Genomic DNA, 24773 nt, shown 5'->3' with positions numbered 1-24773 from the left:
GTCTTTTTCGCGTGAAAAGGAGAATTGGCAATGTATACGCAAGGTTCATTTGTCATTGTATCGAACGAAAAACATCAGATTCTGCTGGTGAAACGAAAGGACGTCCCTTTATGGGATCTGCCGGGCGGCAGGGTCGATCCCGGGGAAACGGCTGAGGCAGCGGCAGTGCGGGAGGTGTTGGAAGAAACGGGATACAGCGCAGCGCTTTCTGCGAAAATAGGTGTCTACCAAAGGCCGAAGTTTCAAGATGAACAGCATGTGTTTGCCGGATACATAACAGGCGGACAAGCGATAACGAGCGGCATGGAGACAGCGGATTTGAAGTGGTTTTCTCCGCAGCGTTTGCCGCTATTTATAGTGCCGAACCGAAAAAGGCAAATCAAAGATTTTATGAGCGGCTCTTTAGACGCAACCGTCACTCTCAAGGACAGCGGCATGCTTGCGGCGATTGGCCTGTTGAAAAGAAGACTGGGCAAGTGATAAAGGTCTCCGGGTTTTAAAGAAGCTCTCCTGTGGTATTGAAAATAGGAAAAAGGAGGATACGGCATGGCACACAAAACTGCAGGACAAGCAATGACAGAACTGCTTGAACAATGGGGAGTTGATCATGTATACGGCATCCCCGGAGACAGTATCAATGAGTTTATTGAAGAATTAAGACACGAAAGAAATCAATTGAAATTCATTCAAACCCGCCATGAAGAGGTGGCTGCGCTGGCGGCCGCGGCTGAAGCAAAACTCACCGGCAAAATCGGTGTCTGCCTGTCGATCGCAGGGCCGGGGGCGGTGCACTTATTAAATGGTTTATATGATGCAAAAGCGGACGGCGCCCCTGTGCTGGCGATTGCAGGACAGGTTTCATCAGGCGAAGTCGGACGGGATTATTTTCAGGAGATCAAGCTTGAGCAAATGTTTGAAGACGTGGCAGTATTCAACAGAGAGGTACATAGCGCGGAATCACTGCCAGATCTCTTGAATCAGGCGATCCGCACCGCCTGTAGCAAAAAAGGCGTTGCGGTATTGAGCGTGTCAGATGATTTGTTCGCGGAGAAAATCAAACGTGAGCCCGTATACACGTCACCAGTGTATATTGAAGGGAACCTTGAACCGAAAAAAGAACAGCTCATCACTTGCGCGCAATATATAAATAACGCCAAGAAGCCGATTATTTTGGCGGGGCAGGGAATGAAAAAGGCGAAACGTGAGCTGCTGGAATTTGCGGACAAAGCCGCGGCTCCGATCGTTGTCACGCTCCCCGCAAAAGGCGTTGTTCCCGATAAGCACCCGCATTTTCTCGGCAACCTCGGGCAGATCGGCACAAAGCCGGCTTACGAGGCAATGGAGGAATGTGATTTATTAATCATGCTCGGAACTTCATTCCCATATCGCGACTATTTGCCTGATGACACGCCGGCGATCCAGCTTGATTCAGATCCGGCGAAAATCGGAAAACGCTATCCGGTGACAGTGGGTCTTGTTTGTGATGCGGCTCACGGCCTGCGCGAATTGACGGAGTTTATTGAAATGAAGGAAGACAGAAGGTTTCTGGAAGCTTGCACTGAACATATGCAGCATTGGTGGAACGAAATTGAAAAAGATGAGACAGAGGCGGCAACACCGCTCAAACCCCAGCAGGTCGTGGCGCGGCTTGAGGAAGCGGCAGCCGATGATGCAGTGCTTTCTGTAGATGTCGGCACTGTGACAGTCTGGATGGCTCGTCATTTCAAAATGAAAGCAAACCAGGATTTCGTCGTTTCCAGCTGGCTTGCGACAATGGGCTGCGGCCTGCCGGGAGCAATCGCCGCAAGCTTGTCAGAACCAGAGCGCCAAGCGATCGCCGTCTGCGGTGATGGAGGCTTCTCCATGGTCATGCAGGATCTTCCGACCGCTGTTAAATATAAGCTCCCCATTACCGTTGTCATTTTAAACAACGAAAATCTCGGCATGATTGAGTATGAGCAGCAGGTCAAAGGCAATATCGACTATGTCACCAAGCTTCAAAATGTCGACTATGCCGCATTTGCAGAAAGCTGCGGAGCGAAGGGCATCAAGGTGACCAGAGCGGAAGAACTTGCGCCTGCTTTCCATGAGGCGCTGCACGCTGACCAGCCGGTCGTAGTGGACGTCATGATCGGAAACGAACCGCCGCTGCCTGGCAAAATCACCTACGGGCAGGCAAAAGGCTTCAGCAAATACATGCTGAAAAATTTCTTCGAAAACCAAAAAATTGAAATGCCGTCACTGAAGAAAAGTTTAAAACGGTTATTCTAAAAAAACAGGGGTCTCGTGAGACCCCTGTTTTTTTAGGTGTTGGAAATAAATGGATTGTAAGTTATCATAGCATTATATTGAATGATAGGAGGAAAGCATGTTTGAATCCATAAAATTAGCGGTGTACTTATTGGGATCTCTAGGAATGATCTATACAGCGTGTCACGATGTTCGTCAGGCTCAAAACGGACAAAAGGACAAATGCATCTTCTTTCAAAACAAAAAGATCAGCGCATTTGTCCTTGTATGTTTCATATGTTTATTTTTATCAAATCTTACAGCGTTCATGTCTCTATAAGTTTATTTCTCTTTCTTCTTAAGCCCAAAAAAGAAAGGAAAAGCAGAACCAATCAATAACGTTCCGAATAAAAACATTCCGCCGATAAACACGTGGAAATTGGTGTGTCCGGCCGTAAACGCGGTGACCAAGGAAATGATACTGAACACGATCATGGCGATGCCGGGCGCGACTCTCATTTTCCCCTTGGATTTATAGGCAACAGCAGAACATAAAATGCCGATTACAATAGGAACAATCCACAAATAAAACAGAATAAATAATGACATCATCAAAACTCCGATTTTTTCTTCTATCATAACAAATTTCTGGCAAAAAGGGTATCAATGAGCTTTTGGGCAATATCAAAAACCGGCTTAACAGCCGGTTTTTTCTAACGAAATGTATCAACAATTAAAAATACGTTCAAAGCGACGATCAATACAGCGATCAGCCAAGACACCACTGTGACCCATTTGGCGTTGATCAGGGCTCCCATAATCCGTTTATTGCTTGTAAACATAATAAGCGGGATTAAGGCGAAGGCGATCCCGAAGGACAGCACGACCTGGCTCATGACGAGAGCTGTTGTTGGGTTGACGCCTGATGCGATAATCAAGATCGGCGGAATGATTGTGATAAAACGCCGCACATACAGCGGAATGCGGTAGTTGATAAATCCCTGCATAATCACGTCACCTGAAAGCGTGCCGACTGACGAACTGGACAGTCCGGCAACGAGCAGTCCGATCCCGAATAAAACGGCTGACATTGGGCTGACAAGATGTCCGAATTGCTGAAAGGCGACATCGAGATCCTCGACAAACAGCCCGTTTTTGAAGAATAATGCGGCAGCCACAATCAGCATGCTCGCATTAATCGCACCCGCGATCAGCATTGCTATTAAAATATCAATAAATTCAAATCTGAAGATTTTTTTTCGCTCAGCATCAGTTTTGCCAACCACCCGCCGCTGTGTAAGGGCTGAGTGTAAATAAATGGCGTGCGGCATAACGGTTGCGCCGAGAATACCCGCTGCGAGAAGCACACTATCAGTGCCTTGAAATGCCGGAACAAAAAGGCCCTTCATCACTGACACGGCATCAGGCTTGGCGAAAAAGGTCTGCAGCGCAAAGGCGATCACCACCACAAACAGCATGCCGGTAATGCCGGCTTCAAGTGAGCGATATCCGCGGCGCTGAAGCTCTAATATCGCGAAAGAGCCGATCGCCGCTATAATAGACGCTTCGAGCATCGGGATGCCGAACAGCAAATACAGTCCCAGTGCCGCTCCGATAAATTCCGCCAGATCAGTTGCGATAATGACCAGCTCGCCCTGAATCCATAAACCGATGGAAACAGGCTTAGGGAATTCTTCGCGGGCAATCTCGGGCAGGTTTTTGCCTGTCGCGATGCCGAGTTTAGCGGAGAGTGATTGAATTAAAAGCGCCATAATATTAGAAAATAAAATCACCCATAGCAGCATATACCCGTATTTAGAACCTGCTGATATATTCGTTGCGAAGTTGCCGGGGTCAATATAGGCGATGGCTGCTATAAATGCAGGGCCCAGAAAAGGGAGCAGCCCTCTGAACCCTTTGATTTTCCCGTCAAGCGCCTCTTGGACTGCTTTGGAACGGGGAGATTGTGCCGTGATGTCCTTGTTCATCATGTCTCACCTGAATTCTGATTGTTTTTAGCCATACAACAAAGAGTTTCCTTAATGCAAATTATTTTATCTACATCATATGACCATCCCGGTTTCTTGTCAACCAAAACGTTCATTCACTTTCAAATTTTCCCCTGTTATGTCACATGATATGTAAAGATTCAAATAAGGTCCCACATAAAAAGACATCGTTTCAGTTCGAAACGATGCCTCCTGTATCAAAATGAGTCTAGGCTTCCTTCCGCAGCCCGCGGAATATGAGGCTCAGTAAGAACACAAGGATAGCGGCCCCGATAATTGCCGGGATAATGGCAAAGCCGCCGAGGCTAGGTCCCCAAGTGCCAAAGAGTCCGTGTCCGATCCAAGCGCCGGCCAGCCCGGCAATCATAGAGCCGAAAATTCCTCCCGGCATCCGGTTCCCCACAATGGCGCTTCCGATTAAGCCGATTAGGATAGCTACAACTAATGAAACCAAAAAGCTAAGCATCATGCTCACCCCTCATAAATGATTTATCAATCAATAACCGCTCATGCCAAACCCGAAACACCGAATAGCATATCGCTTTATGATCCTGTTTTGATCTTTCTCTGCACGCTGCCATCAGCTAAATGAACAATCACTTCAGTGCCTTTATGCGCTGCGATCTCCTTTGCCCGTTCAATTGCTTCTTTCTTTGTACCCTTGATCTCAGATACACGTTTAGCATCCTCGGCTTTGACCGCCCAGCCGTTTTTATGCTTGATGACAAGTTCTGCTTTATCCATGAGCTCAGAACCTTTGCCGCTGCTTGGATCTTCATCGTGTTCTGTCTCATCACCATTCTTGAGGAAATCATCAATTTCTTTTTTCGAGGCGTTTTCCGCCCATTCCTTTGCCTTGCTTGTCGCAATCGGAATTGCGCGGCCGTCCTCGTAGCCCTCATCGATCATCGCATTTGCAATGTCAATCGCTTTTTTCTTCACCGGGTTCTCAAGATTTTTCAATGAAGCGGGATAATCCTTCATCGACCAAGGCATGTCCATCACTCCTTTTCCTTTTATAAAAATGGTACCCGCAGGTGAAAAATAAAAACGTTTCCGGAAAATGAAGGTATACTATACAGTAGAAAAAACAGAAGGGAAGTGCGGGTTGGGTGACAACAGAACGAAAAGAAGACTTGCATCAGCAATTAAAAGAAATAGAGAAATGGGAAAAAGATCAGCAAAAAGTCTGGTTTTGGGAAAAACTCAGCCGTCTCCCGTTTCAGCTGCTGGACAAGCTGACACCGGAATTCATCCAGAAAAAGATCGGCAAGCTCTTGGATGAGCTCGGCAGCTTTGTCCAAACAGGAGGGCAGTATCTGACATCTGAAAAACAGATTATCAAGATGTTTCAAAAGAAACTGCCGGAGGAGACCATCGAATCACTTGAAGACGTACAACAAGCCCCTCTTCCTATCATGGATGAAATTGCGGAAGGAATGGGCAAAAACAGAATTAACGCCGCAACTGTTCAAGGCGCGACAACCGGTGTGGGCGGCGTGTTTACGCTGGCGGCAGACATTCCGGCCGTGCTTGGCCTGTCGTTAAAAACGTTGCAGGATATCGCGGTTGCTTACGGCTTTGACCCAAAGGAGAAAAAGGAGCGGGTCTTCATCGTAAAATGTATGCAGCTGACTTCGGCTGATGTTGTCGGCAAAAAATCGATTTTGAATGAATTAAAAGACTACGATCAAGATCGTACATATAAGAATGTCGCTTCTCAAATCCAAGGCTGGCGTGAAGTTGTTTTAGGCTATCGCGACACGTTTGGCTGGAAAAAGCTTTTTCAACTGGTGCCGGTCGCGGGAATGGTCTTTGGCGCGTCTGCCAATCGCTCGACATTAAACGACATTACCGAAACGGGCATGATGTTGTATAAAAAGCGCCGCATTCTTGAGCGGCTGAAAGAAAAAGAACGAGAGATGGAATAACAAAAAAAGCAGACGGACACCGCGCTCCGCCTGCTTTTTTTAGTGGAAACACACCCAATGTGTTTTGTTTGTTTAAAAGGATGGATAGCGGGAATACAACAACCAACACCAATTAAAGGAGGAATTCAAAATGGCAGACGATAACAAAATGAGCAGAGAAGAAGCAGGTAGAAAAGGCGGAGAAACAACAAGCAAAAACCATGATAAAGAATTCTATCAAGAGATTGGTCAAAAAGGCGGAGAAGCCACTAGCGAAAACCATGACAAAGAATTCTACCAAGAAATCGGTGAAAAAGGCGGAGAAGCCACTAGCCAAAACCATGACAAAGAATTCTATCAAGAAATTGGCGAAAAAGGCGGAGAAGCCACTAGCGAAAATCATGACAAAGAATTCTATCAAGAAATCGGCCGTAAAGGCGGAGAGGCAACAAGCAAAAATCATGATAAAGAATTCTACCAAGAAATTGGCTCAAAAGGCGGAAACGCCCGCAACAACGACTAATCAAAAGCATGAAGGCAGACAACCTGTAGAAGATAAAAAGCGATCCGGCGAAACAGCTGGATCGCTTTTTTATTTTGGAAATAACTTGATCTAAAACGGTGCTGCGATACAATAAGTGAAAAAGGGGTTTTCACTAATGTCCGAGATCCAAAACATGCTCGCCATCGCCAATGAAGTCAAAGAAAAACACGCCAATTTTTCAATTTCAGAGGTCAATGACCATTGCGTGCGCCTCGCAGTGTTTACGGGAGAATATGACTGGCACCATCACCCAGACTCAGATGAATTGTTCATTGTTCTTGAAGGTGAGCTGCTGATTGATTTTAAGGACAAAGAAACTGCGGTACTCAATGCGAATGACAGCCTGCTCATCACGAAAGGAACGGTTCACCGCACGCGCTCTTACGTCAGAACGGTGAATCTCTGTGTCGAGCATACACAGGCGAAAACAGTCATCATAGAGGAATTGCCATGCTAATCAAAAAGATTGTATGTGAAGTAGATGCTGCAAACGCCGAAGCATTTTCAAAAGCGCAGTCACAGTGGGGGGCATTGTCACATGTGGCCGGCTTTGTCAAACAGGCCGGCGGCTGGCGAACATCAGCAGACAGGCCGCTTACCGCAGAGATCATCAGCGTTTGGGAGGACAGAGAAGTTTATGAAGCTTTTATGGAGAACGAACACGACGTTATCTATGAAGAAATCGGGCAAAAGGCTACGTTATATTCAATAGAAGTGACGTTTACTCAGGCTGATGCAGAGGAGGCCGCTTGCATGTTTGGCAACCGGGAAATTGAATACGAGCCTGGATGGACCGTGACAAAAGCTTAGTTAAGGGAAGTCGTTTTAAAAAAGATGATAAGCTGATTTTATCACTCATTATAACAATGTAGATATTCTCCTGTTATTTTGATTGAATTAGAATGAAGAAAATGGAATTCAATTGGGGAATCAGTGGGATTGATTTAGATGACTTTTCATTTTAAGGGAATTGATCATATTCAGCTTGCGGCTCCTAAAGGCTGTGAAACTGCTGCAAGACAATTTTACGTCGGCATATTAGGCTTTCGGGAAATTGAAAAACCTGATGAGTTAAAAGCCCGAGGCGGGGTCTGGTTCACTTTTGGGAATAGACAATTGCATATCGGGATAGAAGAACCTTTTGTTCCCGCTAAAAAAGCACACCCCGCCTTTGAGGTTATGAATATAGAAGGCTTAAAAGAACATTTGAAATTAAATGGAATTGGAATTGTTGAGGACAATAAACTTCCGGGAGCGGACAGATTCTATGTTTTAGATCCATTTGGCAATCGTCTTGAGATGCTTGAGTGGCAGAAAACGCGCAAAAAAGGATAGATCACGGTTGATGATGATCTATCCTTTTTATGATTGTATCTTTACTCGCGTCCCGGAAGCGTATCATGAACAAAAGGCGGTGCTGGTTTTAATTCCGGTTTTTCTCCAAACGCTTTCGCTTCTTTTACATATTCAAAGGCTTCTCCGTCCGGCGCTTTTTCGTTCAGCCAAGTTTGCTCGGCGCTTTCTTCGCCTTCAGAGAAATTAATAAGCTGATGCGAGAACTCTTGCTTTTCGAGTGCTTTCGGGAATGTTCCCGGCACAATCGGGCCTTCTTGTGCTTCTAATTCTTTAATGGCGGCGAGCCATTGATTTTGGTGCATCGTGTCACGCGCCAGCAGGAAGCTGAGCATATCTTTAACGCCTTTGTCATCTGTCATTTCAAACAGGCGTGCGACCTGCAGACGGCCTTGTGATTCCGCATTCAGATTGGCGCGGAAGTCTGCCAGCAGGTTTCCGCTTGCAACGATATAGCCGCCGCTCCAAGGGACGCCTGTACTGTTTTCCGGCATGGCGCCAAGTCCTGATACAATCGCATGGTGAGGGTTCATGCCGCCCAGAATGGAGCCGATGACCGGATCTTCAGCGGCTTTTTCCTGCTGATCGAGCGGGGCATCCTCAAGAAGTCTGGCGATCATTGTGGCGATCATTTCAACATGCCCGAGTTCCTCAGTTGCCGTATCCATCAGCAAATCCTTGTATTTTTCATTTCCTCTTGTATTCCAGCCTTGAAATAAGTACTGCATGGCAACAGAAATTTCTCCAAATTGCCCGCCTAAAATTTCTTGCATTTTTTTCGCGAATAATGGATCTGGACGATCTGGTTTAGCAGGATGCTGCAGCATTTTCGTGTGCTTAAACATGTTTCCATCTCCTTTTTTCGTTTATCCCTTTTTATATTTCCGATCAATTGAAAGATAAACGAAAAACAGCGTATCGAGATAGAGATTACGAATCCTTTCGCAGCTCTAAAAGCTCCTGAATCAGCTTCCGGCCGAAGATAGGCTCGTACTGCCGGTAAACAGGATCAAGGCGCTTCATCCATTCTTTTTTCTCTTTATCTGACAGCTCGTAGATGTGAATAGAAGAACTCATTTTGATGACTTCCAGCTGCTCCTTGTTCATTTGTTCGGCATGCATTTCATTCCACTCTGTCGTTTCCTTCATCGCTTCTGTCAAAATGCGCCGTGTTTCCGGTGTTTGCGCGTTCCAAAAATGCTCATCCGTCATGACAGCATAGCCGAGATAACCGTGGCTGCTTATTGTCAAATGGTCCTGAACATTATAAAATTTTTTAGAATAGATGTTTGAAATGGTATTTTCTTCGCCATCGACTGTATTGTTTTCTAACAGCTGAAAGGTAGAATTGAAGGATTCCTGATGGGGCTTTGCGCCAAGCAGCTTGAACTGATCTTCTATCACATCGCTTTGCATAATGCGGAGATCTTGTCCTTTTAAATCATCCGGGGTTTTGACCGGCCCTTGATTTGTCGTGATTTGCTTAAAGCCGTTCGTCCAATAGGCGAGTCCTTTTAATTGGTTTTTCTTTAGCGAATCAAACAGCTGTGTGCCGATGCTGCCGTGCAGTCCTTTTTTGACGGCTTCGTAATTTGTAAATGCATACGGCAGATCCAGCACGCCCCATTCAGGCGAGAGCATGCCGAGCTTCGATGTGGAGGGGGCGATAAATTGAACATCGCCGTTTTGCAATGCTTCAATTTCTTCAATGTCCGAATACAGGCTTCCATTCGGAAACACTTCAATTTTTATTTTTCCGCCTGATTTCTCGTTTACCAGCTCGGCGAATTTATTGGCGGCCAGCCCTTTCGGCGTGTTTTCGGCAACCACATGGCTGAATGTAAACACGATTTGATCCTGTAAGCCTTCCTGATCGTCATCATAAACGATCTCTTCACTGCCGGAACGATCATGGAATCCGATAAATAAAGCGGTTGCAATTCCGGCGATCATCAGTGCGAGACATGCAAACAAACTCTTCATGAAAAGCCCTCCCCTATGTTTTAAGGATAATGGGGGCCATGCCATTCGTAAAGACCTGAAAGGAGAAGCTGATGAACAAAAAGAAGCTCTCAATCCGTTGGAAAATCACGATCTTATCCTATATACTCGTCATTTTCTCCTTTTTGATCGGCGGCATTGTGCTCATCGGCAATATCCAGCATACAGAGGAGCGGGAGCTGAAAAAACGTTTGATGAATACGGCCCGGACGGTGTCGGAGATGACAGAAGTGAAAGAGGCCTTGGCGCGAAAAAAACAAACAGAAGCTGTTCGCCATGCGGTTGAAGAGATCAGGATGATTAATGAAGCAGACTATATTGTCGTCATGGATATGAATCACATTCGCTACACGCATCCTGTCAGTACAAGTATCGGCAAGAAATCCAAGGGTGCAGACGAAGAGGCGGCGTTTGCGGAGCATATTTATTTCTCAGAAGCAAAGGGCGAGATCGGCACGGCGGTCCGCGCTTTTTATCCGGTGAAGGATCACGAGCTGAACCAGAGCGGCGTGGTGCTTGTCGGGAAAACACTGCCGGGGATTACCGACATATTGCTTCAGTTAAAACACGATATCGCATTCATCGTTGTACTGACACTCGGCTTCGGCCTTGCAGGTTCCTTTCTGCTGGCCCGCCATATCAAAAAACAAATGTTTCAGCTTGAGCCTCATGAGATTGTCCGAATGTATGAAGAACGGACAGCGACGTTTCACTCCATGAACGAAGGCGTGATTGCCATCGACAACCGGCTTATCATTACGATTTTCAATGAAAAAGCGAAACAGATCTTTGAGGTGCAGGGCGATCTGGTCGGAAAGGTGATCTGGGAGGTTCTTAAGGATTCGCGCCTGCCCGAAATCGTGGAGCGGAACAAAGCGGTTTATAATGAAGAAATTCGCGTCAGCGGAAAGGTGATTATGAGCAGCAGAATTCCGATCGTCATGAAGAAAAAAGTCATTGGCGCCGTCGCGATTTTTCAGGACAGAACGGAAGCGGCTAAGATGGCGGAGGAGTTGACCGGCGTCAAAAACTTTGTAGAGGCGCTTCGCGTCCAAAACCATGAGCATATGAATAAGCTGCATACGATCGCCGGTCTCATCCAGCTGGGGAAATCTGAAAAAGCCTTGCAGCTTGCATTCCGGGCGTCAACTGAGCAGGAAAATGTGACTGAATTTCTGCATCGCTCGATTCAAAATGACGCTGCGGCTGGCCTTCTATTAAGTAAAATCAGAAGAGGAAGGGAGCTGGGCATTGCTGTTCATATTGATGAAAACAGCAGCCTTCAGCAATTTCCTGAGCATGTTGATCAGCATGATATCGTTGTGCTTCTTGGCAACCTGATTGAAAATGCCTTCGGTTCATTTGAAACGGTTCAATCTAATGACAAACGGATTGACATCAGCATCGAACAAACGGATGATATCCTGGCAATTTTAATAGAAGATAACGGCCGCGGGATTGAATCGGCACATATGCCGCACCTTTACGACAAAGGATTTACAGTGAATAAAACAGGCGGCACAGGCTATGGCCTGTATCTAGTCAAACAAATAACAGACAAAGGATCGGGCACGATAGAAGTGGATTCACACGCAGGGCAAGGAACAGCTTTTTCTATCGTTTTTCCAATGAAGGGGGAGGAAGCGCAGCATGGCTCTTAAAGAATGGAAGGTTCTGCTCATTGAAGATGATCCGATGGTTCAAGAGGTAAACAAGGATTTCATCACAACTGTCAGCGGCTTTATTGTCTGTGCAACAGCGGGAAACGGAGAAGAAGGCATCAAGCTAATTAAAGAAAAACAGCCCGACCTCGTCATTCTCGATGTGTACATGCCGAAAAAAGACGGGATCAAAACGTTGCAGGAGATCAGAAAGCAAAAGCTTGAAGTGGATATCATTGTCGTTTCCGCTGCAAAAGACAAAGAAACGATCTCCCTTATGCTGCAAAATGGAGCGGCTGACTATATCTTAAAACCATTTAAGCTTGAGCGAATGAGACAGGCACTTGAAAAGTACAAGCAATATAAACAAAAAATAGAAGCGAGCGATACACTGTCCCAGGAACAGCTCGATGCGATCCTGAATATTCCGCAGCAGGCCGTACAGGATCTGCCAAAAGGATTGAATCATTTTACGATGAATGAAGTCACTGCTTTTTTGAAGCGCCAAACCTCATCTCTTTCTGCAGAAGAGGTCGCCAAGGCGCTCGGTATCGCCAGAGTGACAGCCAGGCGATACCTTGATTATCTAGAAAAAAACGGAACCATTAAGCTGGACGTTCAATACGGCGGAATTGGCCGTCCTGTCAACCGCTACGTGTTTAAAGGATAAACCTGAGACCAAAAAGACCAAAATGTCCGTTATGATCATAAACTTCCCCATCTTATATGAAAACGCTATCATTCTAGTAAGAAAGACACAAAGGCGAATAGGACAGGGGGATGCAGAATATGAAACTGTTTAAAAATTTAACAGTTCAGGTCATAACTGCGGTCATCATCGGGGTCATTGTCGGGCTGGTCTGGCCTGATATCGGCAAAGAAATGAAACCGCTTGGCGATACATTTATCAACGCTGTTAAAATGGTGATCGCCCCAATCATTTTTTTCACTATCGTTCTCGGGATTGCAAAAATGGGCGATATGAAGAAGGTTGGAAAAGTAGGGGGAAAAGCGTTTATTTATTTCGAGGTTGTCACAACTCTCGCACTCATTATCGGTTTGTTCGTCGTTAATATGATAAAGCCGGGATCGGGTCTTGATTACAGCAAGCTTGAAAAGGGTGATGTATCACAATACACGCAAAATGGCGGTCAGGGAATCGACTGGATTGAATTTGTCACACACATTGTTCCGTCCAACATGGTTGATGCCTTCGCAAAAGGGGACATTTTGCAGGTCTTATTCTTTTCGATTCTTTTCGGAGTCGGTCTTGCGGCATTAGGTGAAAAAGGGAAAAGCGTCATTGATTTCTTCGACAAGATTTCTCACGTCTTTTTCAAAATCATCGGCTATATCATGCGTGCGGCGCCAATCGGGGCATTCGGGGCGATGGCGTATACGATCGGGCACTTCGGTCTCGATTCCATAAAGCCTCTGGCAAGTTTAATGATGTCTGTTTATATTACGATGTTCCTGTTCGTATTTGTAGCTTTAAATATCATCTGCAAGCTTTACGGATTCAGTCTGTGGAATTACCTGCGCTTTATTAAAGATGAGCTTCTGATCGTGCTTGGCACAAGCTCTTCAGAATCGGTGCTTCCGCGTATGATGGATAAAATGGAGCGTTACGGCTGTTCAAAATCCGTTGTCGGGCTTGTCATTCCGACGGGCTATTCGTTTAACCTTGACGGCACATCGATTTATTTATCAATGGCGACGGTTTTTCTGGCACAGGTGTTTGGAGTGGACCTCAGCATTGGCCAGCAAATTACAATTATCCTCGTTCTGATGCTGACATCGAAGGGAGCGGCCGGTGTGACGGGAAGCGGGTTTATCGTCCTTGCCTCAACACTGTCAGCGCTTCAGGTCATTCCGCTGGAGGGTCTTGCACTTCTGCTTGGGGTTGACCGTTTCATGAGTGAAGGAAGAGCGATTGTGAACCTGATCGGAAACGGAATCGCCACGATCATTGTTGCAAAAAGCGAAAATGAATTCGATGAAGCAAAAAGCATAGAGGCTGTTGAAGACATGAAAAAAATGAAAACAGCAGTTTAAGAAATGAGCGGCTCATCCATGGGGCCGTTTTTTTAATTGTTTAAGAATTATTAAGGGAATGACAGAGACCTCAGCATTTTTTTGTTATATAATTTACAGATGGATACTATATTGAATTAAGGACGTTTGTCCTAACAGGGGTGTATAAATGGCCGCTTTAGTTAAATTTTTTCAGCACCCGGGAGTAAGGCGTTTTTCCGTCTTTGTCGTGTTAACTGGTGTGTTATATCTATTTAAGAGCATGATCAACTTAATATTGCTTACCTTCATTTTCACCTTTCTAATGGATCGTTTGGAGTTTGTCGTACGGCAGTTCGCAAGTCGATTCTTCCGCGTGAGCCAGCGGGTTGTCATTACGTTTCTTTACGTGTTGCTGGCTGTTCTGCTTACAGTTGGGGGATTTGTTTTTTATCCGATCGTCGCGGCGCAGATTCAGCAGCTGGCTAAGCAGATTAAACATATTGCGTATCACCCGGACACCATCCCTTTCTTTGATGAGATCACCAGTGTTTTCGGAGATATTAATATCAGTTCATATGTCAAAGAGGGTTTCAATGTGGTGTATACGTATCTGGCCGATATCAGCACATTTGGCTTGCAGGTCGTAATGGCGCTCGTTCTCAGCATGTTTTTCTTATTTGAGAAAAAACGGCTTTCAGAATTTATGGGGAAATTTAAAACGAGCAAACTGGCGGTCTTTTATGAGGAAATTGCTTTCTTCGGAAGGAAATTTGCAAGAACGTTCGGCAAAGTGCTTGAGGCTCAATTTATCATTGCGCTCGTCAACTGTGTTTTGACGTTTATCGCGCTTTGGATTATGCATTTCCCGCAGCTGTTTGGGCTTTCTATTATGGTGTTTTTCCTTGGATTAATTCCTGTAGCAGGCGTTGTCATTTCTTTGATTCCGCTCAGTATTATCGCTTACAGCACAGGCGGCGGAATGTATGTGCTCTACATTGTGCTTGTCATATTCGCCATACATGCGATCGAAACCTATTTCTTAAATCCGAAGCTGATGTCTGCGAAAACAGAACTGCCGATCTTTTTCACTTTCATAGTACTCATTTTCTCTGAGCACTTTTTGGGCATTTGGGGTTTAATTATCGGGATTCCGATCTTTGTGTTTCTCCTTGATATCCTTGATGTGACCAATAAGGAAGATGGACCTAAAAGATTCCAAGAGAAAAGTAACAAAAAATAGTTTACAAAATTGGTTCTTTTCTGTATAAATAAACTATCATACAATAGTAAGCCACACGCTTAATCCTTTTAACTAAGGAGTGGGGGACCCGATCTTTTGGGGTTAATTTTTCGTCAGAAAAACGGACATCTCTTCGTCCGAACCCGTCAGCTAACCTCATCAGCGTGAAGAGAGAATCCAGTGGTTTGATGTAATAGCCAAAGCCCACGGGAGTCTCTCGCGGGCTTTTTTTAAAAAAAGGGAGGAATGCAGATGAAGCTGGCTACAAAGATAATCATTGCATTGGTGCTGGGTGCGGTGACGGGAATTATTCTTAACCTGACATCGCCTGAATTATTTGAAAATTTGAATAAGTTTGTATTCGGTCCGCTTGGTACGATCTTTTTAAACCTTATCAAAATGCTTGTCGTTCCGATTGTCTTTTTCTCACTGACACTGGGAGTAGCTGGACTGGGCGATCCTAAGAAGCTTGGCAGAATCGGTGTAAAGGCGATTTCTTATTTTCTCGTCACGACTGCAGTGGCGATTACCATTGCCATCATTTTAGCTCTTGTCATCAAACCGGGAGAGTTTGGAACATATGATACATCGTCTGCCGAATTCACTGCTGAAAAAGCACCAAGTATTGCGGACACCCTGTTAAACATTATTCCGACCAATCCTGTTCAAGCGATGACCGAAGGAAATATGCTGCAGATTATCGCTTTTGCCATTTTTGTCGGGCTTGGGATTACAATGCTCGGTAAAAAAGCGGATATGCTTCTCAAAGTTGTTGAGCAAGGAAATGAATTGATGATGTACCTAGTGAATCTGGTCATGAAGTTTGCTCCGTATGGCACATTCGGTTTGATTGCGACAGCCGTGGGAAGCCAAGGGTTCAGTGCAATGAAAGCGATGGGCTTGTACATGCTTGTAGTAACCATTGCATTATTGATACATGCAGTCGTAACCTACGGATCTACGGTAGCGCTTATCGCCAAAAGAAATCCGATTACGTTCTTTAAAGATTTCTCAGAGGTTATGGTCGTCGCGTTCAGTACTTCCAGCAGCAATGCGACTCTGCCAGTTTCCATGGATGTGGCACAGAGAAAACTAAAGGTGCCTGAGCCGATCAGCAGCTTTGTCCAGCCGCTGGGCGCTACAATTAATATGGACGGAACAGCCATCATGCAAGGGGTAGCCACCGTCTTCATTGCGCAGGTATTCGGGCATGATCTGACACTCACGCAGCTGCTGATGGTTGTACTGACGGCTGTATTAGCAAGTGTCGGAACCGCTGGTGTTCCGGGAGTCGGTTTGATTATGCTTGCTATGGTGCTTCAATCTGTCGGTCTGCCTGTTGAGGGAATCGGATTGATCCTTGGAATTGACCGCCTGCTTGATATGCTTCGTACAGTTGTAAATACAACAGGAGACGCGGCCTGCGCTGTCATTGTGACAGAAACAGAGAAGAACAAACAGCCTGAGCAAACGTCGACTCTATCGGTTTAACCAAACATTTGGAAGCAACAAATGCTATAATACAAACAGTGCCTAATTGTTGGGCACTGTTTATTTTTTGCCGAAAAAGGAGGAAGGCTTTATGGCTGAGCCGATTTTACATATTAAAGGCCTCGATAAAAAGATCGGGTCTAAACAGATTTTAAAACAGATCAGCATGGACGTAATGGAGGGAGAAATCATCGGCCTGCTCGGCCCGAATGGTTCAGGGAAAACAACACTCATCCGTATCATCGTCGGGCTGTTAAAACAAAACAGCGGAAGTGTGACAATCAGCGGATTCCAGCATGATACAGAGTTTGAACAAGCGATGGAAGCTGTGGGGGCGATCGTCGAAAACCCAGAGTTCTATCCGTACCTGACAGGCTGGGAAAACCTCAAGCACTTTGCGAATATGCACAAAAAAATAACGGATGAACGGCTTGATGAAGTGGTGGAACGTGTCGGGCTGACGTCAGCGATTCATGATAAGGTCAAAACCTATTCCCTTGGCATGCGCCAGCGACTTGGCATTGCGCAGGCGATTCTTCACGGGCCGAAGCTTCTTATTTTAGATGAGCCGACAAACGGTCTCGACCCCGCGGGCATGAAGGATTTTCGCGATCATATTAAAGAGCTCGCGGAAAAGGAAGGGACAGCAGTCCTATTCGCCACCCATTTATTGCGCGAGGTTGAAGATCTGTGTGATCGTGTCATCATCATTCAAAAAGGCGAGATCAAAGCGGAAGTCAGCTTATATGGAACAGATCAAACAACAGAAAAAGCAATCATTGAAGTGCAGCCGGAAGAAAAAGCGCTCCATTGGCTGACAAGCAATCAATATCAAGCTGAGCGGCAAGACGGGGCGATTGTTGTTGAGGTAGCAAAAGAAAACATTCCGGAGCTGAACCGCTCACTTGTCGGACAAGACCTGGATGTATTTTCCGTTATGCCTTACACGCAATCACTGGAAGATGAATTCATAAAAGCGACAACTGCCCATCAAGAGGAGGGAGAAGAGCTTGTCTAAATTAGTTTGGAATGAACATATGAAACTTTTTAATCGGAAGGTCACATTGGTATCTCTTATCTTGATGGCGGTCTTTCAATTTTTCATAGCTTTGATCATTAAACGGATTGTCATCAGTGCCGGGACAGATGAAAACTTCATCGGCTATTTTTCGTATACACCGAGCCTGAACATCCTGCTGCAGGCGTTAACGATCGTGATTGCAGCGACAATTGTTTCGATGGAGTTTGATAAAAAGACGATCAAATTTCTGCTCATTCGTCCGGTTAAACGCCAAAAGGTTTTTTGGTCAAAATTAATCACAATTGTGATGGCCAGCTTTTATTTGTATTTGGCATACTACATTCTGGCATTATTATTCGGTCTTATCTTTTTTGGCACATCCGTGACTTCAGAATCACAGGCATTGCTGATCAACACTTTGGAGCTGATCGGGTCAAACTGGCTTGAAGCCGTAATGATGGGATTGTTCGGGCTGCTTTGTTCTTCGCTGTTCCGCAACAGTGCGGTAGCTGTCGTCGTTTCTTTTGTCGTTTTATATGGAGCGAGTACACTTGTCCAGCTCATGAAGCTGTTTGAAAACAAATGGGGCAGCTTTTTACTTTTTGCGAACACTGACTTTACCCAATACAGCAGCGGCCAGACCGTGCTGTTTTCAGGCATGACGCCATTGTTTTCTGTGGGAATTATCGTCATACATGCCATATTTTTCATTGCTGTTGGCTGGTGGTGCTTCTGTAAACGGGATGTCCGGGTATAAAGGCAAGGAATGACACTTTTGTGAAAAAGATCACGCAAATCAATATCAGCTGATATTTTGGTTTATACTAAAGGTACTGACGGAGGTGTCTCGATTGAGGAACTTTATTACCGCGTTACCGATTGTATTGCTGCTTGGATTCTCATTTGTGTCATTCACTTTTCAATTTGAACATCTTGTTTATTTCAGACTCGCGCTTGGATTGTTTTCTCTCGTGGGGCTGTACATGATATATAAAATGAAGACGGGCATCCGTTATTTTATCATCTATCTGTATGCAAGCTGGATTGTGCTAGCGGCAGTAACCGCTTTTGAAGAGCCGATTTTCTCGAGCTTTTTCTTCGGCGGCCTGGTGATGACAATGGGTTACCTGACATATATGCTGATTTATCTCGGCATGAAACAAGACCGAGATGCAAATCCTGTCTAAACACGCTGTTCCCTAGAGGGAACGGCGTGTTTTTCTATACCGGAAATATAGGTTAACAGTTGCGGAATGATGGCAGGAAATCTATAATACATATTAAATTTATCGGAATTAAAACCTTGGGGGGCTGCCGGATGTCATTATTTATACAAAACGAGCAACAGCGGCAATGGATGGAGAAAATCGGACGGATTGCGGATGAATTTCAGCAAACGGCCGCTGAAGATGACGAACAGGGACGTTTTCCTGTAGAAAAGATACAAAAATTGCGTGATGCCGGGTATACGGCCTTAACATTGCCGGCATCTCATGGAGGAGGGGGCATTTCTGTTTACGATATGCTCCTGTTTCAAGAACGGCTGGCACGGGGAGACGCACCTGCAGCATTGAGCATCGGCTGGCATTTGAGCGTAATAGGAGAGCTCGGAGAAGGAAACAGCTGGGATAAAGATGTGTTTGCGTTTATTTCAAAGGAAGTTAAAAACGGGGCTGTCATCAACAGGGCGGCAACAGAAACGAACACCGGAAGCCCGACAAGAGGAGGGCGTCCCGGTACAATCGCCGTTAAAAAAGATGGCAAATGGGCAGTGAACGGAAGAAAAACCTTTACGACGATGTCGCAAGCACTGGATTACTTTTTGGTGACGGCTTGGATTGAAGAAAAACAAACAACAGGCGTGTTTCTCATTCATAAAGATGACCCGGGTTTATCAATTGAAGAAACGTGGGATATGATGGCGATGCGAGCGACTGGGAGCCATGACCTAGTACTGAATGAGGTCATGCTTGATGAGGAGAAACTGGTGGAAGTGCTTCAAGGTCCTCGAGGGGCAAAACCGAATGGATGGCTTCTTCACATACCGGCGATTTATCTTGGCATTGCTCAAGCAGCACGAGACTATGCGGTGCGATTTGCAGCCGAGTATTCTCCAAACAGTTTGAAGGGGCCGATCAAGGATGTTCCGGCCGTCCAGCAAAGAACAGGCGAAATGGAGCTTGAACTGACTACTGCCAGACATTTTCTTTTCCATATTGCCCAATTGTATGACGATCCGGAGCGCCGCCCTCACTTGAGAAGCGAGCTCGGTGCGGCGAAACATATCGTCACAAATGCTGCGCTGTCTGTTGTCGATAAAGCGATGAGAATTGTCGGCGCCAAAAGCCTAGAACGAACCAACCCGCTTCAGCGCTATTATCGTGATGCGCGCGCCGGTCTCCATAATCCGCCGATGGATGATGCGGTCATCCAAAAGCTGGCCTCAGAAGCGTTTGAGTGATGAAAAAAAAGAGCCTTCCCGGCTCTTTTTATGTATTGTTTTGCTCCTGCAGATTTTTTTGATGCTTGCGGTCGATTCTGTCATAAATGATATTCATCAGCTTTGGGTTGCCCATAATCGCCTCTTTGTTTTCCTGGATGAGCTGTTGGTAGGTTTTTACTTTACGCTTCGGCATGCTCCGGCGTCCTCCTGACATGTTTGTATTCACTTTCTAACTCTGTTAACGACAATTCATATAAATGACGTGTTGACTTCTTGTATATTCCATTCTGTATTAACAGATGAATGAGCTGTTTTTTTCTGATTTCTCCAGACTGAGGTGTCATTGTGTCACCAACCTCCAATCAAACGATATTGATAATCATTATCAATTGAACTCAGTATACATTGTCCCCATTAGCCTGTAAAGGTGAAAACAGTCCTATTCTTGCATAAATCTGCAAATATTTAACAGATCGACAAAAAGTTTCCCGGGCAATAATTTGCTGTCGAAATGTCCCTCGCCATTGAATACTGCTGCTATTTTTCATGTTTTGGAACCATACTATGTAACAGAATGGAGGCTGGTATTCAATGGAGCGGACAAAAAATCTGAAAAAGGGAGAAAAAGGGGCGCTCCTCAATATTTTCGCATACGTCATCCTTGCTGTTCTGAAGCTTGTCGTTGGGATTTTATACCATTCCGAAGCGCTGAGAGCAGATGGATTAAATAACGCAACAGATATTGTAGCGTCAGTAGCGGTACTCATTGGATTGCGTATTTCTCAAAGGCCGGCTGACAACGATCATCCATATGGCCATTATCGGGCTGAAACGATTTCGTCCCTAGTTGCGTCTTTTATTATGATGGTTGTCGGCATTGAAGTGTTAATCGGCGGGGGGAGAGCGATTGCGGGCGGAACAACCGAAACGCCAAGTCTTATTGCGGCATGGACGGCGTTAGGCAGTGCTGTGTTTATGTATAGCATCTATTTATATAACAAAAGGCTGGCGGCATCCATTAAAAGCTCTGCCTTGATGGCAGCAGCAAAGGACAGCAGGTCAGATGCCTTTGTAAGTGCGGGTGCGTTTATCGGTGTGATGTCATCCCAGCTGCAGCTGCCGTGGATCGATCCGGTAACGGCTTTTATCATCGGTATCATCATCTGCAAGACGGCTTGGGATATCTTTAAAGACGCTTCACATTCATTAACAGACGGTTTTCATTTGAAAGATCTTGAGCCTTACAAACAGACTGTGGGCAGAATTGAGAATGTACATCGTCTAAAAGATGTGAAAGCGAGGTATTTAGGCAGCACAGTTCATATTGAGATGGTCATTACGGTTGATCCGAAGCTTACAGTAGAGGAAGGCCATGGAGTGGCGGATGAAGTAGAAGACAAAATAAAACATGAACACGATGTCACTCATGTTCATGTTCATGTAGAGCCCGACGACATAAAATAAGGCTGTTTAACGAATTAGCTTATATGTTCAGATAAAAATTCAGTCACTTCTTCAGGCGTTTTGGCATTGGCGCTGTGAAGGTGAGCTATTTTTTCACCGTTTTTGAAGATAAGTAAGCTGGGAATGCCCATTACTTGGTATTTTTCAGCCGGCTCAGGAAGCTCGTCCTTATTCAGCTCATACCAATCGTTTTGATTGTACTCTTCCAAAATATCGCCGATGAACATATTCATGCGTGTGCAGTCTGGGCACCAATCTGCATAAAACTTCACAATAATTTCTTTATCAGATTGAATCAGTTCATTAAATTGTTCGTTTGTTGTGATTTTTTTCATATGTCACATCTCCTTTTCAATGCCATTTTAATATAAAATAAAAATGAATTACATACAAATGCTTTCAGCATCAGCATGCCCAAAAATAATTAGATCATTTTCTCGTGAAAGTGATAAGATAGTAAAGATGAATTGTAGTGGGGGGAGTATCCATTGAAAACAAGTCTAGGATTAGTGTACGGAGGAAAGTCGGCTGAACATAATGTTTCACTGCAGACGGCTCTGGCTGTAATCAAAGCGCTTAATACTGAGAAGTTTGATATACATCCGATTTATATAACTGAAAAAGGCGAATGGGTAAGAGGCGCCCGTTTAACCGAGCCTGTTTCAAATGTGAAAATGCTTCAATTTGAGCAAGGAGGCAGTGCTTTTTCTCCAGCTGCCCTGAATCAGGAGATGTTTCCGCAGGAAGCGTCAGAGCAAAATGAAGCCATCGACGTCGTATTCCCGCTCCTCCACGGACCGAACGGAGAAGACGGTACGATTCAAGGAATGCTCGAACTGTTAAATATTCCATATGTCGGCAACGGCGTGCTCGCTTCCTCAGCAGGCATGGATAAAGTCGTGATGAAGCATTTATTCGCGCAAGCCGGTCTAGCGCAGGCTAAATACGCAGCTTTCCTTAAGAAAGACTGGACTCGTTCTCCGGAAGAAAACTGTGAGCAGGTCGAACAGGAATTAGGCTACCCTTGCTTTGTGAAGCCGGCGAACCTTGGCTCAAGTGTCGGAATCAGTAAATGCCGAAACCGTGAAGAATTGCAAAAAGCGTTCGAGCTTGCATTCCAATATGACCGTAAAGTTGTCGTTGAAGAAGGAATTAATGGCCGAGAAATCGAAATCGGCGTACTTGGAAATGATGATCCTAAATGCTCTGTTGTGGGAGAAATCGCACCGAAGACAGATTTCTACGATTACAAAGCGAAATATGAGGATGGAGATACTGATCTGGTGATTCCGACAAACGTGACCGATGAGGAATACGCAAAAATCAGTAATATGGCAATTAAGGCGTTTAAAGCGATCGATGGTTCAGGACTTGTCAGAGCGGACTTTTTCTTGAACGCAGACGGCGAAGTTCTGATCAATGAAGTTAACACAATGCCTGGCTTTACTCCTTTCAGCATGTTCCCGCTGCTCTGGAAAGAGGCGGGAGTGGAATACGCTGACCTTATTGAACAGCTTGTGGAGCTTGCAAAAGAACGCCACGCTGAGAAACAATTGATTAAGCATACATTTTAATGAAGATGGACACTGCCGGTAAGAGGGCAGTGTCTTTTCCCGTATACAAAAAGAAAGAGAGGGACCGCACTTGATTAAGCGAACCATAAAAAATATTGCAGAGATGGTCAAAGGCACATTGACAAATCCGCAATACGAACAAACAGTCATTCATGGAGTGGCAACTGATACAAGGAAACTGGAACAAGATCAGCTTTTCATCCCGCTGAAAGGGGAACATTTTAACGGACACACATTTGTGCAGCAGGCTTTTGACGCCGGTGTAGCGGCCGTTCTTTGGGATCGGTCAGAACCAAATCCGCCCGAGAAACAGGCCGTCATCTTAGTTGACGACACCCTTTCCGCTCTTCAGCAACTTGCAAAAGCTTATTTACAGGAGCTTGGCACGCGTGTCATCGGGGTAACCGGAAGCAATGGCAAAACGACAACAAAAGATATGATTCACGCCGTCTTGGGAACCCAGTACCGTGTCCACAAAACAGGAGGGAACTTTAATAATCACATCGGCTTGCCGCTGACGGTTTTAGCCATGCCTGAAGATACGGAGATCGCCGTATTGGAGATGGGAATGAGCGCTAAAGGAGAAATTGACCTCCTGAGCCGCCTGGCAAACCCGGATGCGGCTGTGATTACAAATATAGGCGAATCCCACATGCAAGACCTTGGCTCAAGAGAGGGCATTGCAGAGGCGAAGCTTGAAATCATTAACGGGCTTAAAGAAGACGGAGTGCTGATTTATATCGGGGATGAACCGCTCCTTCAAAAAGCATACAGCTGCCAAACGAAAACGTACGGATCGGGAGCGCAAAATGATTATCAGCTTCAGGGTGTCAGCCAGAGTGAAGCGGGAACCCATTTTACAATCAAAGGGATGGGAAAATCGTTTTTTATTCCGGTGCTCGGCAAGCATAATGTCATGAACGCTATGGCTGCGATCGCCGCGGGGGCTTATTTCGGCATCACGGCTGATGATGCGGCAAAAGGACTGAGCGGACTAAAGGTAACTGGCATGAGGCTCGAACTCATCAAAACAGACAGCGGCATTTCGATTATCAATGACGCTTACAATGCCAGCCCGACTTCAATGAAGGCCGCCATTCAATTGACAGAAAGCCTTGAAGGCTACGGAAAAAAAATGCTTGTGCTCGGCGATATGCTTGAACTCGGTGATCTTGAAGAAACATTCCATAAAGAGTGCGGTGCAGTAATCAGCCCTGAGAAAATCGACCGCGTCTTTACGTACGGAAAGCTGGGCGCTTTTATTGCGGAAGGCGCACTGAACCACTTTGAGAAAGAACGCGTCAGCCACTTCACCGAGAAAAAACATCTCTTTCAAGCCGTGAAGGAAAACGCGTCAAAAGGAGATTTGATTTTATTCAAAGCGTCCAGAGGTATGAAGCTTGAAGAAATCGTTAAAGATTTAATAGACAGCCCGCTTTCATAAAAAAAAATCCTGCGAAAAAAACGCATATTGCATCATAAAATAGAATGATGTGCAAACACTAATGTATGCCGGCCTGAAATAATGTATGTCTGGCTGGCTGCGGCTATGATACAATAAATACAGGTTATTTTGCGATACGAAAAATATTTGTCCGGATTTTCATTCGCCTGCCCGAAGTTCTCCCGCCGGACATTTGGGAGCGGATGAAACAGCAGCCGGCATATTCGAGAAGCCAATCTGCTTCTCATTTTATTGAAAAACAAATAGTGTAATGGTAAGATAAAACTTAGAAGTAATTCGGGCTTTGTATACGTATGGACCTGTCCTTTTTGTGGAAAGGGCAGTTTTTAGTGGTAAATCACGACATTACTGA

General features: G+C 45.3%; 28 protein-coding genes and 1 riboswitch. Of the genes, 19 read left to right on the top strand and 9 right to left on the bottom strand.

Annotated features, from left to right (window positions below):
- Positions 1-30 precede the first annotated feature (30 nt).
- Both V6D41_RS19305 and V6D41_RS19300 read left to right on the top strand, forming a co-directional pair.
- Positions 31-480 (top strand): NUDIX hydrolase, encoded by a 450-nt coding sequence (locus V6D41_RS19305; RefSeq protein ID WP_333519347.1) that lies wholly within the window; start codon positions 31-33, stop codon positions 478-480.
- Between the two features lie 66 nt (positions 481-546).
- The gene (locus V6D41_RS19300) at positions 547-2271 is read left to right on the top strand and encodes a pyruvate oxidase (RefSeq protein ID WP_333519346.1); all 1725 of its coding nucleotides are present in this window, start codon (positions 547-549) and stop codon (positions 2269-2271) included.
- Between the two features lie 300 nt (positions 2272-2571).
- Here V6D41_RS19300 and V6D41_RS19295 read toward each other — a convergent pair whose 3' ends face one another.
- The 4 genes from V6D41_RS19295 to V6D41_RS19280 all read right to left on the bottom strand — a co-directional run bounded on the left by V6D41_RS19295 (position 2572) and on the right by V6D41_RS19280 (position 5234).
- On the bottom strand, positions 2572-2838 hold the full coding sequence (locus V6D41_RS19295; RefSeq protein WP_333519345.1) for a hypothetical protein: 267 nt from the start codon (positions 2836-2838) through the stop codon (positions 2572-2574).
- A gap of 104 nt (positions 2839-2942) precedes the next feature.
- On the bottom strand, positions 2943-4220 hold the full coding sequence (locus tag V6D41_RS19290) for an Nramp family divalent metal transporter (protein ID WP_087992986.1): 1278 nt from the start codon (positions 4218-4220) through the stop codon (positions 2943-2945).
- A gap of 226 nt (positions 4221-4446) precedes the next feature.
- Positions 4447-4704 (bottom strand): GlsB/YeaQ/YmgE family stress response membrane protein, encoded by a 258-nt coding sequence (locus V6D41_RS19285; protein ID WP_333519344.1) that lies wholly within the window; start codon positions 4702-4704, stop codon positions 4447-4449.
- Between the two features lie 77 nt (positions 4705-4781).
- The gene (locus tag V6D41_RS19280) at positions 4782-5234 is read right to left on the bottom strand and encodes a DUF2188 domain-containing protein (protein ID WP_333519343.1); all 453 of its coding nucleotides are present in this window, start codon (positions 5232-5234) and stop codon (positions 4782-4784) included.
- Between the two features lie 116 nt (positions 5235-5350).
- Between V6D41_RS19280 and V6D41_RS19275 the strand changes: the two genes are divergently transcribed.
- The 5 genes from V6D41_RS19275 to V6D41_RS19255 all read left to right on the top strand — a co-directional run bounded on the left by V6D41_RS19275 (position 5351) and on the right by V6D41_RS19255 (position 8027).
- Entirely contained in the window at positions 5351-6169 is an 819-nt protein-coding gene (locus tag V6D41_RS19275; RefSeq protein ID WP_333519342.1) for an EcsC family protein, read from the top strand.
- Positions 6170-6299: 130 nt separating this feature from the next.
- Positions 6300-6671 carry a glucose starvation-inducible protein GsiB gene (gene gsiB, locus V6D41_RS19270; protein ID WP_252687358.1) on the top strand — a complete coding sequence of 124 codons (372 nt, stop codon included), beginning with the start codon at positions 6300-6302 and terminating at the stop codon, positions 6669-6671.
- Positions 6672-6807: 136 nt separating this feature from the next.
- A complete protein-coding gene (locus V6D41_RS19265) occupies positions 6808-7149 on the top strand; it encodes a cupin domain-containing protein (RefSeq protein WP_333519341.1) in 342 nt (113 codons plus the stop codon).
- A complete protein-coding gene (locus V6D41_RS19260; RefSeq protein ID WP_333519340.1) occupies positions 7143-7502 on the top strand; it encodes a YdbC family protein in 360 nt (119 codons plus the stop codon). Before V6D41_RS19265 ends, V6D41_RS19260 begins: the two co-directional genes overlap by 7 nt.
- Positions 7503-7640: 138 nt before the next feature.
- Positions 7641-8027: a VOC family protein gene (locus V6D41_RS19255; RefSeq protein WP_333519339.1), complete on the top strand. Its 387-nt coding sequence runs from the start codon at positions 7641-7643 to the stop codon at positions 8025-8027.
- A gap of 41 nt (positions 8028-8068) precedes the next feature.
- Here the strand turns inward: V6D41_RS19255 and V6D41_RS19250 are convergent, their stop codons facing one another.
- Both V6D41_RS19250 and V6D41_RS19245 read right to left on the bottom strand, forming a co-directional pair.
- A complete protein-coding gene (locus tag V6D41_RS19250) occupies positions 8069-8890 on the bottom strand; it encodes a manganese catalase family protein (RefSeq protein ID WP_087992980.1) in 822 nt (273 codons plus the stop codon).
- Positions 8891-8975: 85 nt separating this feature from the next.
- Positions 8976-10028 (bottom strand): TRAP transporter substrate-binding protein, encoded by a 1053-nt coding sequence (locus V6D41_RS19245; protein ID WP_333519338.1) that lies wholly within the window; start codon positions 10026-10028, stop codon positions 8976-8978.
- 71 nt (positions 10029-10099) lie between these two features.
- Here V6D41_RS19245 and dctS point away from each other — a divergent pair, with 71 nt between their 5' ends.
- The 9 genes from dctS to V6D41_RS19200 all read left to right on the top strand — a co-directional run bounded on the left by dctS (position 10100) and on the right by V6D41_RS19200 (position 19936).
- The gene (gene dctS / locus V6D41_RS19240) at positions 10100-11707 is read left to right on the top strand and encodes a two-component system sensor histidine kinase DctS (protein WP_333519337.1); all 1608 of its coding nucleotides are present in this window, start codon (positions 10100-10102) and stop codon (positions 11705-11707) included.
- On the top strand, positions 11697-12377 hold the full coding sequence (locus tag V6D41_RS19235; RefSeq protein ID WP_333519336.1) for a response regulator: 681 nt from the start codon (positions 11697-11699) through the stop codon (positions 12375-12377). Before dctS ends, V6D41_RS19235 begins: the two co-directional genes overlap by 11 nt.
- Positions 12378-12496: 119 nt before the next feature.
- On the top strand, positions 12497-13762 hold the full coding sequence (dctP, locus tag V6D41_RS19230) for a C4-dicarboxylate transporter DctP (protein WP_148963046.1): 1266 nt from the start codon (positions 12497-12499) through the stop codon (positions 13760-13762).
- A gap of 148 nt (positions 13763-13910) precedes the next feature.
- Entirely contained in the window at positions 13911-14963 is a 1053-nt protein-coding gene (locus tag V6D41_RS19225; RefSeq protein ID WP_087992975.1) for an AI-2E family transporter, read from the top strand.
- 46 nt (positions 14964-15009) lie between these two features.
- Positions 15010-15142: riboswitch (cyclic di-AMP (ydaO/yuaA leader) on the top strand.
- Between the two features lie 73 nt (positions 15143-15215).
- On the top strand, positions 15216-16454 hold the full coding sequence (locus tag V6D41_RS19220) for a dicarboxylate/amino acid:cation symporter (protein ID WP_148963047.1): 1239 nt from the start codon (positions 15216-15218) through the stop codon (positions 16452-16454).
- A gap of 91 nt (positions 16455-16545) precedes the next feature.
- Entirely contained in the window at positions 16546-17472 is a 927-nt protein-coding gene (locus tag V6D41_RS19215; protein WP_333519335.1) for an ABC transporter ATP-binding protein, read from the top strand.
- On the top strand, positions 17465-18232 hold the full coding sequence (locus tag V6D41_RS19210) for an ABC transporter permease (protein WP_333519334.1): 768 nt from the start codon (positions 17465-17467) through the stop codon (positions 18230-18232). Before V6D41_RS19215 ends, V6D41_RS19210 begins: the two co-directional genes overlap by 8 nt.
- A gap of 94 nt (positions 18233-18326) precedes the next feature.
- Positions 18327-18662: a hypothetical protein gene (locus V6D41_RS19205; RefSeq protein WP_333519333.1), complete on the top strand. Its 336-nt coding sequence runs from the start codon at positions 18327-18329 to the stop codon at positions 18660-18662.
- A gap of 131 nt (positions 18663-18793) precedes the next feature.
- Positions 18794-19936: an acyl-CoA dehydrogenase family protein gene (locus tag V6D41_RS19200; protein ID WP_333519332.1), complete on the top strand. Its 1143-nt coding sequence runs from the start codon at positions 18794-18796 to the stop codon at positions 19934-19936.
- 28 nt (positions 19937-19964) lie between these two features.
- Here the strand turns inward: V6D41_RS19200 and fbpB are convergent, their stop codons facing one another.
- Together fbpB and V6D41_RS19190 are read right to left on the bottom strand one after the other, a co-directional pair.
- Positions 19965-20144, bottom strand: coding sequence for a Fur-regulated basic protein FbpB (fbpB, locus tag V6D41_RS19195; RefSeq protein ID WP_333519331.1), 180 nt, complete (start codon positions 20142-20144; stop codon positions 19965-19967).
- Entirely contained in the window at positions 20098-20262 is a 165-nt protein-coding gene (locus tag V6D41_RS19190) for a Fur-regulated basic protein FbpA (RefSeq protein WP_333519330.1), read from the bottom strand. Before V6D41_RS19190 ends, fbpB begins: the two co-directional genes overlap by 47 nt.
- 247 nt (positions 20263-20509) lie before the next feature.
- Between V6D41_RS19190 and V6D41_RS19185 the strand changes: the two genes are divergently transcribed.
- The gene (locus V6D41_RS19185; RefSeq protein WP_148963053.1) at positions 20510-21382 is read left to right on the top strand and encodes a cation diffusion facilitator family transporter; all 873 of its coding nucleotides are present in this window, start codon (positions 20510-20512) and stop codon (positions 21380-21382) included.
- Positions 21383-21396: 14 nt separating this feature from the next.
- Here V6D41_RS19185 and V6D41_RS19180 read toward each other — a convergent pair whose 3' ends face one another.
- Entirely contained in the window at positions 21397-21717 is a 321-nt protein-coding gene (locus V6D41_RS19180; protein ID WP_333519329.1) for a thioredoxin family protein, read from the bottom strand.
- Between the two features lie 153 nt (positions 21718-21870).
- Between V6D41_RS19180 and V6D41_RS19175 the strand changes: the two genes are divergently transcribed.
- Both V6D41_RS19175 and V6D41_RS19170 read left to right on the top strand, forming a co-directional pair.
- A complete protein-coding gene (locus V6D41_RS19175; RefSeq protein ID WP_333519328.1) occupies positions 21871-22956 on the top strand; it encodes a D-alanine--D-alanine ligase in 1086 nt (361 codons plus the stop codon).
- 70 nt (positions 22957-23026) lie between these two features.
- The gene (locus V6D41_RS19170) at positions 23027-24400 is read left to right on the top strand and encodes a UDP-N-acetylmuramoyl-tripeptide--D-alanyl-D-alanine ligase (protein ID WP_333519327.1); all 1374 of its coding nucleotides are present in this window, start codon (positions 23027-23029) and stop codon (positions 24398-24400) included.
- The last annotated feature ends 373 nt before the right edge of the window (positions 24401-24773 follow it).

It is taken from the genome of Bacillus sp. 0102A, from assembly GCF_036765155.1.
GTDB classification, from domain to species: domain Bacteria; phylum Bacillota; class Bacilli; order Bacillales; family Bacillaceae; genus Bacillus; species Bacillus subtilis_G.
This window is presented reverse-complemented; position numbering and strand designations above follow the sequence as displayed.